Annotated in this window: 15 protein-coding genes; 7 read left to right on the plus strand and 8 right to left on the minus strand. The window is 68.6% G+C overall.

The features are described from left to right. Nucleotides 1-68: 68 nt before the first annotated feature. From OG798_RS19225 to OG798_RS19245, 5 genes are all read right to left on the minus strand, one after another. Nucleotides 69-1,217 (minus strand): DUF475 domain-containing protein, encoded by a 1,149-nt coding sequence (locus OG798_RS19225; protein WP_095854894.1) that lies wholly within the window; start codon nt 1,215-1,217, stop codon nt 69-71. Between the two features lie 111 nt (nt 1,218-1,328). Beyond that, on the minus strand, nt 1,329-1,904 hold the full coding sequence (locus OG798_RS19230; protein WP_054230997.1) for a TerD family protein: 576 nt from the start codon (nt 1,902-1,904) through the stop codon (nt 1,329-1,331). Nucleotides 1,905-2,121: 217 nt separating this feature from the next. After that, the gene (locus OG798_RS19235; protein WP_054230998.1) at nt 2,122-2,697 is read right to left on the minus strand and encodes a TerD family protein; all 576 of its coding nucleotides are present in this window, start codon (nt 2,695-2,697) and stop codon (nt 2,122-2,124) included. Nucleotides 2,698-2,826: 129 nt separating this feature from the next. Beyond that, nucleotides 2,827-3,285: a peroxiredoxin gene (locus OG798_RS19240; protein ID WP_067369436.1), complete on the minus strand. Its 459-nt coding sequence runs from the start codon at nt 3,283-3,285 to the stop codon at nt 2,827-2,829. A 417-nt stretch (nt 3,286-3,702) separates the two neighbouring features. After that, nucleotides 3,703-4,131, minus strand: coding sequence for a DUF3052 domain-containing protein (locus OG798_RS19245; RefSeq protein ID WP_054231000.1), 429 nt, complete (start codon nt 4,129-4,131; stop codon nt 3,703-3,705). Nucleotides 4,132-4,600: 469 nt separating this feature from the next. Between OG798_RS19245 and aceE the strand changes: the two genes are divergently transcribed. Together aceE and OG798_RS19255 are read left to right on the plus strand one after the other, a co-directional pair. Further along, a complete protein-coding gene (gene aceE / locus OG798_RS19250; RefSeq protein WP_095854893.1) occupies nt 4,601-7,348 on the plus strand; it encodes a pyruvate dehydrogenase (acetyl-transferring), homodimeric type in 2,748 nt (915 codons plus the stop codon). A 111-nt stretch (nt 7,349-7,459) separates the two neighbouring features. Further along, the gene (locus OG798_RS19255; protein ID WP_095854892.1) at nt 7,460-8,227 is read left to right on the plus strand and encodes a potassium channel family protein; all 768 of its coding nucleotides are present in this window, start codon (nt 7,460-7,462) and stop codon (nt 8,225-8,227) included. 280 nt (nt 8,228-8,507) lie between these two features. Here OG798_RS19255 and OG798_RS19260 read toward each other — a convergent pair whose 3' ends face one another. Further along, nucleotides 8,508-10,130 carry an MFS transporter gene (locus OG798_RS19260; RefSeq protein WP_095854891.1) on the minus strand — a complete coding sequence of 541 codons (1,623 nt, stop codon included), beginning with the start codon at nt 10,128-10,130 and terminating at the stop codon, nt 8,508-8,510. A 113-nt stretch (nt 10,131-10,243) separates the two neighbouring features. On the opposite strand from OG798_RS19260, the gene OG798_RS19265 reads away from it, so the two are divergent. The 3 genes from OG798_RS19265 to OG798_RS19275 all read left to right on the plus strand — a co-directional run bounded on the left by OG798_RS19265 (nt 10,244) and on the right by OG798_RS19275 (nt 13,176). Then, nucleotides 10,244-10,900: a TetR family transcriptional regulator gene (locus OG798_RS19265; RefSeq protein WP_095854890.1), complete on the plus strand. Its 657-nt coding sequence runs from the start codon at nt 10,244-10,246 to the stop codon at nt 10,898-10,900. 143 nt (nt 10,901-11,043) lie between these two features. Next, nucleotides 11,044-12,261, plus strand: coding sequence for an alpha/beta hydrolase (locus OG798_RS19270; protein ID WP_095854889.1), 1,218 nt, complete (start codon nt 11,044-11,046; stop codon nt 12,259-12,261). Nucleotides 12,262-12,327: 66 nt separating this feature from the next. Next, complete coding sequence (locus OG798_RS19275) at nt 12,328-13,176, plus strand: DUF4429 domain-containing protein (protein ID WP_067370512.1); 849 nt, start codon at nt 12,328-12,330, stop codon at nt 13,174-13,176. Nucleotides 13,177-13,192: 16 nt separating this feature from the next. Here the strand turns inward: OG798_RS19275 and OG798_RS19280 are convergent, their stop codons facing one another. Beyond that, nucleotides 13,193-14,209: an aldo/keto reductase gene (locus tag OG798_RS19280; RefSeq protein ID WP_267061656.1), complete on the minus strand. Its 1,017-nt coding sequence runs from the start codon at nt 14,207-14,209 to the stop codon at nt 13,193-13,195. Continuing rightward, entirely contained in the window at nt 14,206-14,694 is a 489-nt protein-coding gene (locus tag OG798_RS19285) for a MerR family transcriptional regulator (RefSeq protein ID WP_121418505.1), read from the minus strand. The genes OG798_RS19280 and OG798_RS19285 overlap by 4 nt, the downstream gene beginning before the upstream one ends. A 132-nt stretch (nt 14,695-14,826) precedes the next feature. Here OG798_RS19285 and OG798_RS19290 point away from each other — a divergent pair, with 132 nt between their 5' ends. Then, nucleotides 14,827-15,312, plus strand: a complete 486-nt coding sequence (locus tag OG798_RS19290) for a GNAT family N-acetyltransferase (RefSeq protein ID WP_095858103.1) — start codon at nt 14,827-14,829, stop codon at nt 15,310-15,312. Nucleotides 15,313-15,331: 19 nt separating this feature from the next. Continuing rightward, nucleotides 15,332-16,156: a serine hydrolase domain-containing protein gene (locus OG798_RS19295; RefSeq protein WP_095854887.1), complete on the plus strand. Its 825-nt coding sequence runs from the start codon at nt 15,332-15,334 to the stop codon at nt 16,154-16,156. The last annotated feature ends 225 nt before the right edge of the window (nt 16,157-16,381 follow it).

A 16,381-nucleotide genomic window follows, 5' to 3' on the forward strand; every position in this document is an offset into this window, starting at 1 on the left:
GGCGGCCACGAGGACTCGTCCTCGACGGCCGCCCCGCTCAGAGCGTTCCCGGAATCACACTCCCGGACTCACACCCCGGACGAGACCTCAGTCTTGTCGTCCGAGGCCGTCGCTTTTCCCTCGGCCGCCGCGAGCGCCTTGTTGCGACGCACCGAGGACCAGAAGGACCAGGCGATCAGGAGGACACCCACGAGACCGGTGATGACCTCGTGGATCTGGTACTGGATGGTGACCAGGAGGATCACGGCGAGGGCGCCGATGGCGTAGTGCGCGCCGTGCTCCAGGTAGACGTAGTCGTCGAGGGTGCCCTGGCGGACCAGGTAGACCGTGAGCGAACGGACGTACATGGCGCCGATGCCGAGGCCGAGCGCCATCAGCACGATGTCGTTGGTGATGGCGAAGGCGCCGATGACACCGTCGAAGGAGAAGGACGCGTCCAGGACCTCGAGGTAGAGGAACATGAAGAACGCGGCCTGACCTGCGAGGACGACGGCCGGCTTCTTCTTGCCGGTCCGTGCGGCCTGCTCCTCTTCCTCGTGCTCGCGCTCCTCCTCTTCCTCGAGCTTGTCCTCGAAGTAGCCGGAGAGTCCGCCGACGACCATGTACGTGATCAGGCCCGCGATGCCGGCGATCAGTACCGTCTGCGCCTTGTCGATGTGCGCGCCGCCGTGCTGGTGGGCGTGGACCGCGAAGGTCATGGAGGAGACCAGCAGCACGACCAGGGCGATGCAGACCGACAGCATGTCGACCTTGCCGAGCTTGGCGAGCGGGCGCTCGATCCAGCGCAGCCACTGGATGTCCCGGTCCTCGAAGATGAAGTCGAGGAAGATCATCAGAAGGAACATGCCACCGAAGGCGGCGATCGCCGGGTGGGCGTCCGTGACCAGCTGCTGGTACTGGTCCTTGTCGGTCAGCGCGAGGTTGACCGCCTCGATCGGACCCTTCTTGGCCGTGACCGCCACGATCACGACGGGGAAGACCAGTCGCATACCGAAGACGGCGATCAGCACACCCACCGTGAGGAAGATCTTCTGCCAGAAGGCATTCATCTTCTTCAGGATCCCGGCGTTGACCACCGCGTTGTCGAAGGACAGCGAGATCTCCAGGATGGCCAGGATCGCCACGATGCCAAAGGCGGTCCACCCCCCGTAGATCACCGCTGCGACCAAGCCGAGCGCGGTGACCGCAAACGACCAGCCGAAGGTTTTCAGAAGCACTGGCTACCCAATCATCGTGTATGTACGGGTCTCCCCCGCGCCGTACTCGGCTTTACCTACTGTTGACCACGAAGTCTAGAGGGCCGCCCCTTCGGCTGACTCGGGCGGGCCCTAGGAAACATTGACTCCGAAGTCGAGCGCGATGCCGCGCAGACCGGACGCGTACCCCTGTCCGACCGCTCGGAACTTCCACTCCTGGTTGTAGCGGTAGACCTCGCCGAAGATCATCGCTGTTTCCGTCGAGGCGTCCTCGGAGAGGTCGTAGCGCGCGAGCTCCTGGCCGTCGGCCTGGTTCACCACGCGGATGAACGCGTTGCTGACCTGGCCGAAGGTCTGACCGCGGTTGTCGGCGTCGTGGATGGAGACCGGGAAGACGATCTTGTCGACGTTGGCCGGCACCTTGGAGAGGTCGATCAGGATCGACTCGTCGTCGCCCTCGCCCTCACCCGTGAGGTTGTCACCGGTGTGCTCCACGGAGCCGTCCGGGCTCTTGAGCTGGTTGTAGAAGATGAACCACTCGTCGCCGAGCACCCGGCCGGAATTGCACAGCAGGGCGCTGGCGTCGAGGTCGAAATCGGCTCCGGTGGTGGAGCGCGCGTCCCAGCCGAGCCCGATCATCACGTGCGTGAGGTTGGGTGCGGCCTTGGAGAGGGAGACATTGCCTCCCTTGGCGAGCGTGACGCCCATGATGCTGGTCCTCCCCGAGGTCAAACTTTCAGTTGTACCGCGCGGCCTGCGCGCGGTGGTCCAGCGGGTCCGGCGCCGCACATGAAGCGTGCGGCGCCGGGCCTGGAGCCGAAGGCCGTACGGCTCAGACGTTCACGTCGGACGGTCGCGTCAAACGTTCCGATCAGACGTTCGCGTCCGACGCGGGCCCGTCCGACGGTCGTGTCAGACCGTCGTGTCAGACGTTGACGCCGAAGTCCTGCGCGATGCCGCGCAGGCCCGAGGCGTAGCCCTGGCCGATGGCGCGGAACTTCCACTCCGGGCCGTTGCGGTACAGCTCGCCGAAGACCATGGCGGTCTCCGTCGAGGCGTCCTCGGAGAGGTCGTAGCGCGCGATCTCCGCCTCGCCGGCCTGGTTCACCACACGGATGAACGCGTTGCGGACCTGGCCGAAGGACTGCTGGCGGTTCTCGGCGTCGTAGATGGAGACCGGGAACACGATCTTCTGGACGTCGGCGGGCACGGCGGCGAGGTTGACCTTGATCTGCTCGTCGTCGCCCTCGCCCTCACCGGTGATGTTGTCCCCGGTGTGCTCGACCGAACCGTCCGGGCTCTTCAGGTTGTTGAAGAACACGAAGTTCTGGTCGGTGCTCACCTTGCCGTCCGCGTTCGTGAGAATGGCGCTGGCGTCGAGGTCGAAGTCGACGCCGGTGGTGGTTCGGGCGTCCCATCCCAGACCGACGATGACCGCGGTCAGTCCCGGGGCCTCCTTGGTCAGCGATACGTTGCCGCCCTTGCTGAGGCTGACTCCCACGAGTCCTCCCAATGGTGTCCAGGGGCGGGGAGCCCCGTCCTGCGTTGGTATCGGATCAACGTGTCGATCCTAGTGACGGGTTCCCGCACCCTGCAGGCCCTGCGACCGAACAATCACAGGGTGTCGGGCTCACAGAGTGTCGAGCGCCTTCACGTACTCGTTCAGGTCACGCGCGTCCGGCAGACCGTTGACGACGGTCCAGCGGACGACGCCCGCCTTGTCGATGATGAAGGTGCCCCGCACGGCACAACCCTTGTCCTCGTCGAAGACGCCGTAGGCGCGCGAAGTGTTGCCATGCGGCCAGAAATCGGAGAGCAGCGGGTACTCCAGGCCCTCCTGCTCGCCGAAGACGCGCAGGGTGTGGATGGAGTCGTTGGAGACGGCCAGCAGCTGGACGTCGTCGTTGACGAACTTCGGCAGTTCGTCGCGCAGGGCACACAGCTCGCCGGTGCACACGCCGGTGAAGGCGAACGGGTAGAAGAGCAGCACCACGTTCTTCTCGCCGCGGAAGTCGGACAGCTTCACGGTGGCGCCGTGGTTGTCCTTGAGCTCGAAGTCCGGTGCCTCGGTGCCGACCTCGATCGCCATAGTCACTCGCTCCCCTTCCAAGGGCCTGTTCGGGTGAACCCCACCCTACGCAGCACCCCCCACCCCACCGGCCGCACCCCGCCATGCGGGCACCGCCCGACCCGGGCGCCCCCGGCGCCCCGGCGTGGGGCCAAGCGCGGAACCTCGTCGTTCCGTCGCGGCGCCCGGTCGGGGTGCAACGTCTCGCGGGTGTTGCCGCCATCCGGGTGGGGACTCGCGTCGGAGTCCGCCGTTTCGGCTCGGGGTCCGGGTGGGCCCCCGGCGCTGAGGTGGTCCGGTGTGGGTGGGGCCCCACAGGCCCGGTCGCGGAGCCCCCGACGGCCGCATGGGAACGCCGGGGCATGGGGGAGGCCCCCGACGGCGGGGACGCCGACGGGGGCCTCTTGGGTGGTTTGGTGCGGCAGACGGAGCGAGAGCTCAGCGCTTCGACTTGGGCGTGGCCAGACGCGTGCCCGACCACTCCTTCCCGACCGAGATGCTCTTCGTCTGGGAGAGGCCGGCAGTCTGGGCGGCGTCACTGATGTCGCTGGGCTCGACGTAGCCGTCCCGGCCGGTCTTCGGGGTCAGCAGCCAGATCATGCCGCCGTCCTCAAGGAGACCGATGGCGTCCACCAGAGCGTCCGTAAGGTCGCCGTCCTCGTCGCGGAACCACAGCAACACGACGTCAGCGACGTCGTCGTAGTCCTCATCGACCAGGTCCTGGCCGATCAACGATTCGATACCTTCACGGAGCTCGTGGTCAACGTCGTCGTCGAAGCCGATCTCCTGGACCACCTGTCCGGGCTCGAACCCCAGCCTGCCGGCCGGGTTGGTCCGCTCCTCCGCGTGGTCCGCGGTCGCGCTCACGGCTTGCCTCCTGATCATGTTTCGGTAGATGTCTCAGCCACGCGCGTACGCGAAGCATTGGCCGTAGTCCACACGGGCGGGACGGATCGCGCAAGTACCCGGCCGTCAAGACCGCCGAAACGGTGACGATCCCGGCGGTGTCGGCGCAACCCCAGGCGTGGGTTCAAGGCCACAAGTGACGCACACCACACCCTTCTGCCCCATTTATGAATTTCGGAACCCTTGGAGCGTACGAGACCCGAACGACTTTGCGGAACGCGTCACGGAGTGAGCGTATCGTTGCGTTTTGGTCGGGCACGTCCCAACGAACTGCAGGAATGTGTTGGTTACCTCTCGGTAGAGATGACGATTCCGTTCCCGAGGTACACGATGGGGAACGGTGCAGACAGACCGAAAAACCGCCCCAGACAGCGTCCCAGACAACCCCTCGGGCAGCCCTCACACGCCCCTCTGACAGTGAAGGAACAGCGTGGTTTCCGGATCCGATCGCAATCCGATCATCATTGGCGGCCTTCCCAGTCAGGTCCCGGACTTCGACCCCGAAGAGACCCAGGAGTGGCTCGACTCCCTCGACGCCGCTGTCGACGAGCGCGGCCGTGAGCGCGCCCGCTATCTGATGCTGCGGCTGATCGAAAGGGCCCGCGAGAAGCGCGTGGCCGTGCCCGAGATGCGCAGCACGGACTACGTCAACACGATCGCCACCAAGGACGAGCCCTTCTTCCCCGGCAACGAGGAGATCGAGCGCAAGGTCCTCAACGCCACCCGCTGGAACGCCGCCGTGATGGTCTCGCGCGCCCAGCGTCCCGGCATCGGCGTCGGCGGTCACATCGCCACCTTCGCCTCCTCCGCCTCGCTCTACGACGTCGGCTTCAACCACTTCTTCCGTGGCAAGGACGAGGGCGACGGCGGCGACCAGATCTTCTTCCAGGGGCACGCCTCCCCCGGTATCTACGCCCGCGCCTTCCTCCTCGACCGGCTCTCCGAGCAGCAGCTCGACGCGTTCCGGCAGGAGAAGTCGAAGGCTCCCTACGGTCTGTCCTCGTACCCGCACCCCCGCCTGATGCCGGGCTTCTGGGAGTTCCCGACCGTCTCCATGGGCCTCGGTCCGCTCGGCGCGATCTTCCAGGCGCGGATGAACCGCTACATGGAGGCGCGCGGCATCGCGGACACCTCCAAGTCACACGTCTGGGCGTTCCTCGGGGACGGCGAGATGGACGAGCCGGAATCGCTCGGACAGCTGTCCATCGCCGCTCGAGAGGGCCTGGACAACCTGACCTTCGTCGTCAACTGCAACCTCCAGCGCCTCGACGGCCCGGTACGCGGCAACGGAAAGATCATCCAGGAGCTGGAGTCCCAGTTCCGAGGCGCCGGCTGGAACGTCATCAAGCTGGTCTGGGACCGCACCTGGGACCCGCTGCTCGCGCAGGACCGCGACGGGGTGCTGGTCAACAAGCTGAACACCACCCCGGACGGCCAGTTCCAGACGTACGCCACCGAGACGGGCGACTACATCCGCCGGCACTTCTTCGGTGACGACCACCGGCTGCGGGCGATGGTCGAGAACATGACCGACGACCAGATCCTGCACCTGGGACGCGGCGGTCACGACCACAAGAAGATCTTCGCGGCGTTCTCGGCGGCCAAGGCGCACGCAGGACAGCCGACGGTGATCCTGGCGCAGACGGTCAAGGGCTGGACGCTCGGCCCGAACTTCGAGGGCCGCAACGCCACGCACCAGATGAAGAAGCTGACGGTCGCCGACCTCAAGGGCTTCCGGGACCGTCTGCACCTGCCGATCTCCGACAAGGAGCTGGAGTCCGGCGCGCCGCCGTACTACCACCCGGGCCGGAACTCCGAAGAGATCCAGTACATGCACGACCGCCGCAAGGGACTCGGCGGATACGTCCCCACGCGCGTCGTACGGTCGCAGCCGCTGGCCCTGCCGGACGACAAGGCGTACGCGAGTGTGAAGAAGGGCTCCGGTCAGCAGTCGATCGCCACGACCATGGCGTTCGTGCGACTGCTGAAGGACCTCATGCGGGACAAGGAGATCGGCAAGCGGTTCGTGCTGATCGCGCCGGACGAGTACCGCACGTTCGGTATGGACTCGTTCTTCCCGAGCGCGAAGATCTACAACCCGCTCGGTCAGCAGTACGAGTCCGTGGACCGCGATCTGCTCCTCGCATACAAGGAGTCGCCGACCGGTCAGATGCTGCACGACGGCATCTCCGAGGCGGGCTGCACGGCCTCGCTGATCGCCGCGGGTTCGGCGTACGCCACGCACGGCGAGCCGCTGATCCCGGTCTACGTCTTCTACTCGATGTTCGGTTTCCAGCGCACCGGTGACCAGTTCTGGCAGATGGCCGACCAGTTGGCGCGCGGTTTCGTCCTGGGCGCGACCGCCGGGCGTACGACTCTGACCGGTGAGGGCCTTCAGCACGCGGACGGCCACTCGCAGCTGCTCGCCTCGACCAACCCGGGCTGTGTCGCGTACGACCCGGCGTTCGGGTTCGAGATCGCGCACATCGTCAAGGACGGTCTGCGCCGGATGTACGGCTCGTCCGACGAACACCCGCACGGCGAGGACGTCTTCTACTACCTCACCGTCTACAACGAGCCGATCCAGCACCCGGCCGAGCCCACGGACGTCGACGTGGACGGCATCCTCAAGGGCATCCACCGCTACTCGGAGGGAACTTCGGGTTCCGTCCCGGCGCAGATCCTGGCGTCCGGTGTCGCCGTGCCGTGGGCGGTCGAGGCGCAGCGGATCCTCGCCGAGGAGTGGAACGTGCGCGCCGACGTCTGGTCGGCGACCTCCTGGAACGAGCTGCGGCGCGAGGCCGTCGACGTGGAGCGGCACAATCTCCTGCACCCCGAGGAGGAGCAGCGCGTCCCGTACGTGACGCAGAAGCTGAGCGGCGCCGAGGGTCCGTTCGTGGCCGTCTCCGACTGGATGCGATCGGTTCCGGACCAGATCTCGCGGTGGGTGCCGGGCACGTACCAGTCGCTGGGTGCGGACGGCTTCGGCTTCGCGGACACGCGCGGCGCGGCCCGGCGCTTCTTCCACATCGACGCGCAGTCGATCGTGGTCGCGGTGCTGACCGAGCTGGCCCGTGAGGGCAAGGTCGACCGGTCGGTGCTGAAGCAGGCGATCGACCGCTACCAGCTGCTCGACGTGGCATCGGCCGACCCGGGAGCCGCGGGCGGCGACGCGTAGGCGCTGCGCGCGAGCGCCGGGGAGACAAACGACAGCGCTTAGAGGCGCGGGGAGCTGGTCAGCCGGGTTCCCGTGCCTCTTACGTGTGCTGTGTGCACCTACGATGCGGACATGAACGAGCAATCGGCGCAAGTCCGTTGGGAGCAGCGCACGCAGCGGCCCCTGCTGGGGCTCGCGGTGGCCTTCGCCGTCGCCTATGCCGTGCCGATCGTGGACAGCGACGCGAGCCGTGGCCTGACGGGCGCGTGCACGGCCGTGGAGTGGACGGTCTGGGGCGCGTTCGCCGCCGACTACCTCGTGCGCCTCACACTCGTCCCGGACCGCAAGGACTTCGTCCGTACGCACTGGATGGACCTGTGCGCGGTGATCCTGCCGATTCTCCAGCCGCTGCGACTGCTGCGGCTCGTCGCGACGCTCACGCTGGTCGGGCGGCGGGCCCGGATGGATCAGCAGATCCGGCTGACGACCTACGTCGGGGGCGCGGTCGTCGGACTGCTGATGTTCGGCTCACTCGCGGTGCTGTCGGTGGAGCGGGAGTCGCCGAACGGGAACATCAAGACGCTGGGTGACGCCGTGTGGTGGTCGTTCACCACGATGACGACGGTGGGGTACGGGGATCACGCGCCGACCACCGGGCTCGGGCGGATGATCGCGGTCGGGCTGATGCTCTCCGGGATCGCGCTGCTCGGTGTCGTGACCGCGAACATCGCCGCGTGGTTCATCTCGCGGTTCGAGAAGGACGACGTGGAGGAGCGGCGGCAGACGGCGGCGATCGAGTCGCTCACGGAGGAAGTGCGGGCGCTCCGGGCCGAAGTGGCTGCGCTGGCTGGTGGGGTTCGGCACCCGGTGCCGGAGGGTGCCGAGGAGCGTTCGCGCTAGCGCGCGGGGGGCTCACTGTCGGGTGCGGGTACGTTGTGGCTGGTCGCGCAGTTCCCCGCGCCCCTGACGGGCGCCCCTGCCGGGGCGGTCCCGCCCGCTTCCGGACTGCGGGCGCGCCGCCCCCCTCCGGCAGCGCGCCGCAGTTCCGGTGGTCCTCCCATGTCGTGCGGAGGACTTGACCCACTGTGAGGTGCGACGGCTGCCGGGTGGGAGGGATCTTCAACGGTGTCACCCGGATAGGTGAAACCTGCGCGAAACAGGGCTGGTCAGACGCGCGGACTCAGATATGGCCGGCGCCCGCCCCCGCCGCCTCGGCGTTGTCGCCCCGCTTGGTGAGGAGCGCGACGAAGACCGCCACGACGGCGACCCCGGCGGCCACCAGGCAGGCCAGGCTCATGCCGGAGATGAACGTGTCGTGGGCGACGGTCGTGATCTTCTCGGCGAGTGCGGCCGGGGTGCCCGGGGCGATTGGTGCGGCGCCGACCTGGACGGCCTCGGAGGCCTGGTCGAGCTGGGCCGGGGTGAGCGGCGGCAGCTTGGCGTCGGCCCAGTTGCCCGCGAGGTCCCCGTCGACCTTGGAGGCCATCACGGCGCCCAGCACGGCCGTACCGAGGCTGCCGCCGATCTGCATCGCGGCCTGCTGGAGGCCGCCGGCCACACCCGAGAGCTCCATCGGCGCGTTGCCCACGATGACCTCGGTGGCGCCGACCATGACCGGCGCGAGGCCGAGACCGAGACCGGCGAACCAGAGCGACATGACGGCGCCGCTGGTGCCCGTGTCCAGCGTGGACATGCCGTACATGGAGATCGCGGTGAGGGCCATGCCGCCCGCCAGCGGGATGCGCGGGCCCGTCTTGGTGATCAGGGCACCGGCCAGCGGTGAGCCCACGATCATCATTCCGGTGAGCGGAAGGAGATGCAGACCGGCGTCGACCGGGCTCATACCGTGCACGTTCTGCAAGTAGAACGTGACGAAGAACAGGCCGCCCAGGAAGGCGATGGCCATCAGCACCATGAGGACCACACCGGCCGACAGCGGTACGGAGCGGAACAGCCCCAGCGGGATCAGCGGCTCCTGGACCCGCTTCTCCCACAGGGCGAAGAGCACGAAGCCGAGCACCGAGGCACCCAGGAACGTCCAGGTCAGGCCGTCGCCCCAGCCCCAAGTCGGGGCCTTGATGAGCGCCCAGACCAGGCAGAACATGGCGCCGGAGAGCAGCGCGATACCCAGGACGTCGAAGGAGCGCGGGGCGTTCTCGGCGCGGTGGTCGAGGAGGATCATCAGGCCGAGGACCAGCGCGATGATGCCCACCGGCACGTTGATGAAGAACACCGACTGCCAGCTGACGTGCTGGACCAGCAGACCGCCGAGGATCGGGCCGCCCGCGGTGGAGGCGCCAATGACCATGCCCCAGATGCCGATCGCCATGTTCAGCTTCTCGGCCGGGAAGGTGGCCCGAAGCAGGCCGAGCGCGGCCGGCATCAGCAGCGCGCCGAACAGGCCCTGGAAGACGCGGAAGGTGACGACGAGGGCGATGCTGCTGGAGAAGCCGATCGCGCCGGAGGCCGCGGCGAAACCGACCACGCCTATGAGGAAGGTCTGGCGGTGGCCGAAGCGGTCGCCGAGCTTGCCCGCGGTGATCAGGGTGACCGCGAGCGCGAGGAAGTAGCCGTTGGTGATCCACTGGACGTCGGCGAAGCTCGCGTCCAGGTCCTTCTGGATGGCCGGGTTGGCGATGGCCACGATGGTGCCGTCCAGGGCGACCATCATGACGCCGACGGCAACGGTGAACAGGGTGAACCACGGATGGCCGCGCAGTCCGTCGGACGGCGCCTTGTCCGACGGAGTGACCGGAGCCTTGTCCCCCGAACCCGTCGTGTCGATGGTGGTCTGACTAGTCATACCTTCGAGGCTAGTGACAGCCACTGACAGTTGACAAACCAATTCACAAGTCGGTAACTGTCACGTCACCCGCCAGTACGCTGAGCTGGGCTGAAAGAACAGAAGAGGACCTCATGGAGACGACAGCCGCCCAGACGTCACCCCGGGCGAGCCTGCGCGAGCGCAAGAAGCAGCGCACCCGGGAGGCACTGCTGCGGGCCGCCCTCGAACTGTTCACCACCCAGGGTTACGAGCGGACGACCGTCGACGAGATCGCTGAGGCCGTCGACGTCTCGCAGCGCACCTTCTTCCGGTACTTCGCGGGCAAGGAGGAAGTCGCCCTGTTCACGCAGGGGGTCGCGGAGGCGCGCTTCCTCGCCGCGGTGCGCGAACGCCCGCCCCAGGAAGCCCCGTTGGAGGCGCTGCGCCGCGCCGTCCTGGAGGGCTGGGACACCATCGGCGAGGCCGTCGAGTCCGTCGTGCCGCTCGAACTGCACATGCGCGCCTACCAGTTGATCGAGTCGACACCCGCCCTCCTCGCCGCCTATCTGCGCCGCTCGGCGGAACTGGAGGAGGAAATCGCGCGGGTCATCGCCGAGCGCGAGGGACTCGACGTGGACGCGGACCCGCGACCGCGCGTCGCGGTGGCCGTGTTCGGCGGAGTGATGCGCATCACGGGCCGTCTGTGGAGCGAGGGGGCCGACCACAGCATCCCGGCGATCCGCGAGTTGACCACCGCTTACCTCGACCAGGTGGGGCCCGCGTTGGCGGAGAAATGGCGCACGGAATGACGAACGGAACGATCAACTCCGGGCACACAGCGTCACCATTTATCTGAAACTGAACCCGGTTTGCCCCAATTACCCTGCGAGAAACGTGATACCAGTCACTCGTTTAACGGGAGGCGCCAACCTTCTCCTAGGGTGTCCTCTCAGTGACTTCCTTCGACTCATCCCCCCAACTGAACGTCTGGCGCGCACTGCTCGCGCTGGCCGTGGTGTTCGTGATGCTGGCCACCAGTGGCTGGACCGCGCTCCAGGGCCATCGAGGGGCAACCCCTCTCCAGGCGTCCCGCTCCGCGTGGGAGCACGGCAGCGTCGCCGGACAGCGACTGCCTGACCCGGACACCACGCCGAGCCGCCTCGCCCGCTTCTTCGCGTCCCTCGACGTCCACGAGCGCACCCGTCTCGCCCACCGCTATCCGCTCGCGGTCGGCAACATGAACGGCGCGCCCGTGACCCTGCGCTACGAGGCCAACCGCGTCGCCATCGACCAGCAGCGCAAGGTCGAGAAGAAGCGCATGCACGACAACCGGCTCTCGTCCCTGGGACAGCAGCAGGCCGGGCGCCGTATGCACCGCTACGAGGCGATGCTGCAGAAGGGGCGCGACTTCCTCGCCTTCGACCCCATGGGTTCGGGCCGGGTCGCCGAGGTCTTCGGAAGCCTCGACCGGGCCGAGCGGATCTCCATCGTGGTGCCGGGCGTCGACACCGATCTGCTCACGTTCCAGCGCACCAACAAGAAGTACTCGGCGCCGGTCGGCATGGCGCAGGCCCTGTACGGGGCCGAGCACGCCGCCGCCCCCCAGGCCCGTACGGCCGTGATCGCCTGGGCCGACTACACCACGCCCAACGGACTCGGCATGGACGCCGCCACCGGCAGCCGCGCCGAGGAGGGCGCGATCCGGCTGAACGCGCTGCTGCGCGCCCTGCCCGGCCGTGCGCCCGTCGCGCTCTACTGCCACAGCTACGGCTCCGTGCTGTGCGGCCTCGCCGCCCACACCCTGCCCTCCCGGGTCTCCGACATAGCGGTCGCCGGCAGCCCCGGCATGCGGGCCCGGAAGGCGTCCTCGCTGCACACCACCGCCCGGGTCTGGGCGATGCGGGACTCCGGCGACTGGATCCAGGACGTGCCCTACCTCGAATTCGGCGGGCTCGGACACGGCGCCGACCCGGTGTCGAAGGCGTTCGGGGCCCGGGTGCTGTCCGCGCGGGGCGCGAACGGCCACGGAGGCTATTTCGAGCCGGGCACCGAGAGCCTGCGCAACTTCGCCGAGATCGGCATTGGCGCGTACGAGGCGGTGCAGTGCGCACACGAGGATGACGCGTGCCGACAGGGTTTGTCCGACACCCCGGCGGCGGGACGCGCGTAGAGGACGAAAAACTGCGGTTCGTCCAGGGAGGCGACGCAGACGTGCGAGCCGCTTACGATGGCCCGCATGGGTGACGTACTGGCCGGATTTCATGCCGCCTGGGAGTTCGAGTCCGACTCCGTGCTCATCCGCTTCGAACGGGGGATCCGTACGCCGAAGCTGTTCCAGGCGCTCGGCGAACGGCGTATCCCCCTGGAGGCGATAGCGGGGGTCACACTGACGCCGGGCAAGCGCGGAACGGTCGTCCTGCACGCCGTGCCGCGAGCGGGCGCCGATCCGCTGATGGAGGCGGCCGCGGGACAGCTGAAGGAAGGGGGCGACCCCTACCGGCTGGTGCTGCCGGCCGACCGGGAGACCCTCGCCGAGTACTACGCGGACGAGCTGCGTGCCGCGCTCACCGAGGACGCCGAACCGCCCGAGCGCTACCTCGTCGCGCCGCCCGAGGCGCCGCTCCACTTCAAGGCGTACGACGGGAAGGCCTCCTTCGACGGCAAGGCGGTGTCCTTCCGCTGGTTCTGGACGGGCGCGTCCTCCGCCAAGTGGAAGGCCGGCGACCAGAGCTTCCCGGTCACCGGCCTCAGCGGGGTCGAGTGGCGCTCCCCCGAGGTCTTCGAGGGCCATCTGCGGCTCCTGCGGCGCGAGCCCGCCACCGCACAGCCCGCCCAGGCGGACCAGGACCCGGCGGCGGTCGTCTTCGGCCTCGGTTACGGCCCCGTCCACGAGTCCCTGCCGTTCGCCGCCTCGGTCCTCGCGGCCGTACGGGCCTCAGGTCCCACCCCGGTGACCGCGGCTCCCCGCCGCGACCCGGCCGACATCGCCGACCGCATCCGCCACCTCGGCGAACTCCACCAGGCGGGCCTGGTCACGGACGAGGAGTTCACGACGAAGAAGGCCGAACTGCTGGCCGAGCTGTAGGGCGCGGGGCGCGGCTCTACTCCCGCCCCGCCGACGAGAACGACATGTCCGCGTACCGATCCCCGGCCACCTTCGAGGCGATCGGCTCCAGCACCGCCAACTCGTCCTCCGTCAGGACAATCCGCGTGGCCGCCGTGTTCTCCTCGACACGCGTGCGCTTACGCGTGCCCGGAATCGGCACCACCGGCAACCCGAGCAACGACGCCTGCTGCTGCACCCAGGCCAGCGCGATCTGCCCCGGCGACGCCCCGTGCGCCTCGGCGACCGCGCGCACCGGCTCCAGCAGCGCGGCGTTGGCGGCCGCGTTGTCGCCGGTGAAACGCGGCATCGTACGGCGGAAGTCGTCCGAGGTCAGATCCTGGTCGGCGTTGACGAACGAACCGGTGAGGAAACCACGCCCGAGCGGCGAGTACGGCACCAGAGCGATGCCCAGCTCACGGACCGCCGGCACCACGCCCGCCTCGATGTCCCGGCTGAACAGCGACCACTCCGACTGCACGGCCGTAATCGGGTGCACGGCGTGCGCGGCGCGCAGCTCCCCGCCGGTGACCTCGCTCAGCCCGAGGTGCTTGACCTTGCCCTCGCGCACCAGCTCCGCCATCGTGCCGACGGTCTCCTCGATGGGTATGTTCACGTCACGACGGTGCATGTAGTAGAGGTCGATCACCTCGACGTCCAGCCGCCGCAGGCTCCCCTCAACAGCCTGGCGGATGTACGACGTGTCGTTGCGGATGATCCGCTTCGTCGGCTCGGCGGGATCACGGAAGATGCCGAACTTCGTGGCGAGGACGACTTCGTCGCGGTGCGCCTTGACGAAGGGCGAGATGAACTTCTCGTTCTCCCCCATGCCGTACACGTCGGCAGTGTCGAAGAGCGTGACGCCGAGTTCCAGCGCCCGTTCCAGGGTGGCCCGGGCCTCGTCGGCGTCCGTGGGCCCGTACGCGAAACTCATGCCCATGCAGCCGAGGCCCTGTACGCCGACCTCGGGGCCGCCGGTGCCCAGTTCCACGTTCGCGATCCTGCTGTCCGTCATCGGGACCTCTCCGACGCCAGGGCACGCCCGGCGTCCGCATAGAAACTGATCTTGTGGTCGAGAACCGCCAAGGTGCCCTGGAGCTCGGCGATCCGCGCCTTGACGTCGCGGCGGGTCGCCTCCAGGAGCTCGAAGCGCGCGATGTAGGTGTCGTCCCCCTCGCGCACCAGCTCCGCGTACCGGACCATGTCGGCGACCGGCATCCCGGTCAGTCGGAGCTTGCCGACGAGGTCGAGCCAGTCCAGGTCGCGGTTGCTGTAGCGGCGCTGGCCGGTGTGCGAACGGTCGATGTGCGGCATCAGCCCGATCCGCTCGTACCAGCGCAGGGTGTGCGCGGTGAGGCCGGTGAAGGCGACGACCTCGCTGATCGTGTAGTTGTCCTGGCCGTCCGGGCGCCGGTGCCGGTGGGGCGGGGCGGCGCAGTCCCCGGTACGCGTACTGGTGCCGGTCTCGGCGGCCTCGGCCGTGGTCTCCATCACCGTCATGACCTCCACGCTAAAACCTTCGAGTGCACTCGAAGCAAGCGGATTCGGAAGAGAACCCGTCCGGCACCGTCCGACGGACGCCCGCCGAAAATACGACGACGAGCCCGGGGCACCCCGACTACCGTGCGGATCATGAGTCTCGTACGCCGCGCCGTGCCCGAGGACGCCGAGGAAGTGCTGCGCCTGCGCCAGGTGATGATCGACTCGGTCTTCGCCTCCGCCGGCCCCTCGTCCACCGAGTGGCACGCCCAGTCCCTGCCGACCGTACGCGGCAGGCTCGCCGACCCCGACGGGGCCTTCGTGGCCTTCGTCGTGGACCACCCGGACCGCCCCGACCGACCCGGCGCTCTCGCGGCGCTCGTCGCGGGGACGATCGAGTACCGGATCGGGCGCGCGGGCAATCCGCACGGCGCGGTCGGGCACGTCTTCAGCGTCGCGACCGATCCGGACGCGCGGCGGCGGGGGTATGCGCGGGCGTGCATGGAGACGCTCCTCGACTGGTTCCGCGAACGGAACGTGCTCCAGGTCGATCTCAACGCGTCCGCCGAGGCCGAGCCGCTGTACGCCTCGCTCGGATTCGTCCGCAAGCCCGACCCGTCGATGCGGCTGCAGCTGTGAGCCGCTTAGGCTCGTAGGCATGTCTTTGCAGAGCAGCCTGGCGTCGATCGAGAACTGGCCCGTTCCCACGGCGGCCGCGGCCGTCGTCCGCGCGGACGGGGTGGTGCTCGGGTCGCACGGTCCCGCCGATCACCGTTTCGCCCTCGCCTCGGTCACCAAGCCGCTGGCCGCGTACGCCGCGCTCGTCGCGTACGAGGAGGGGGCGATCGAGCTCGACGAGCCTGCCGGGCCGGCCGGGTCGACGGTTCGTCATCTCCTCGCGCACACCTCCGGGCTCGCGTTCGACGAACACCGGGTGACGTCCGCGCCCGGGGAGCGGCGGTTGTACTCCAACGCCGGTTTCGAGGTGCTCGGGGACCATGTCGCCAAGGCGACCGACATCCCCTTCGGGGAGTATCTGCGGCAGGCGGTGCTGGAGCCGCTGGGGATGACGAGGACGTCGCTGGACGGCTCACCCGCGAGGGACGGGGTGTCGACGGTGGCGGACCTGGTGCGGTTCGCGGCCGAGGTGCAGGCGCCGCGGTTGCTCGATCCGCGTACGGTCCTGGAGGCCATGACCGTCCAGTACCCCGGTACGAAGGGGGTGCTGCCGGGGTACGGCCACCAGAACCCCAACGACTGGGGGCTCGGCTTCGAGATCCGCGACTCCAAGTCCCCCCACTGGACGGGGGTTTCCTCCTCGCCCCGGACCTTCGGTCACTTCGGGCAATCCGGTACGTTCCTGTGGATCGACCCGGTGGCGGGTGCGGCGTGCGTCGCTCTCACGGACCGTGCGTTCGGCCCCTGGGCAGCGGAAACGTGGACCCCGTTCACGGACACCGTACTGACGGCCCTACGCCCCTGACCCCACCGTTTCCCTCGCCCCCGCCGCCCCTACCCTCCCCCAAGCTCTCGAGCTTCGCTCGAGCAGGGGGGACCCCCATCATCCCTGAGGGCTGCCGCCCCCAGACCCCCGCTATCGGCCTGAACGGCCTCGTCCTCAAACGCCGGACGGGCTGAAAACGAGGGCGAGCCGAGGCTTTTAGGGGCGCGGGGAACTGCGCGACCAGCCCCCACGGCCCGCAGCCGA

This window comes from Streptomyces sp. NBC_00271 (assembly GCF_036178845.1).
In the GTDB taxonomy this organism is placed as follows: domain Bacteria; phylum Actinomycetota; class Actinomycetes; order Streptomycetales; family Streptomycetaceae; genus Streptomyces.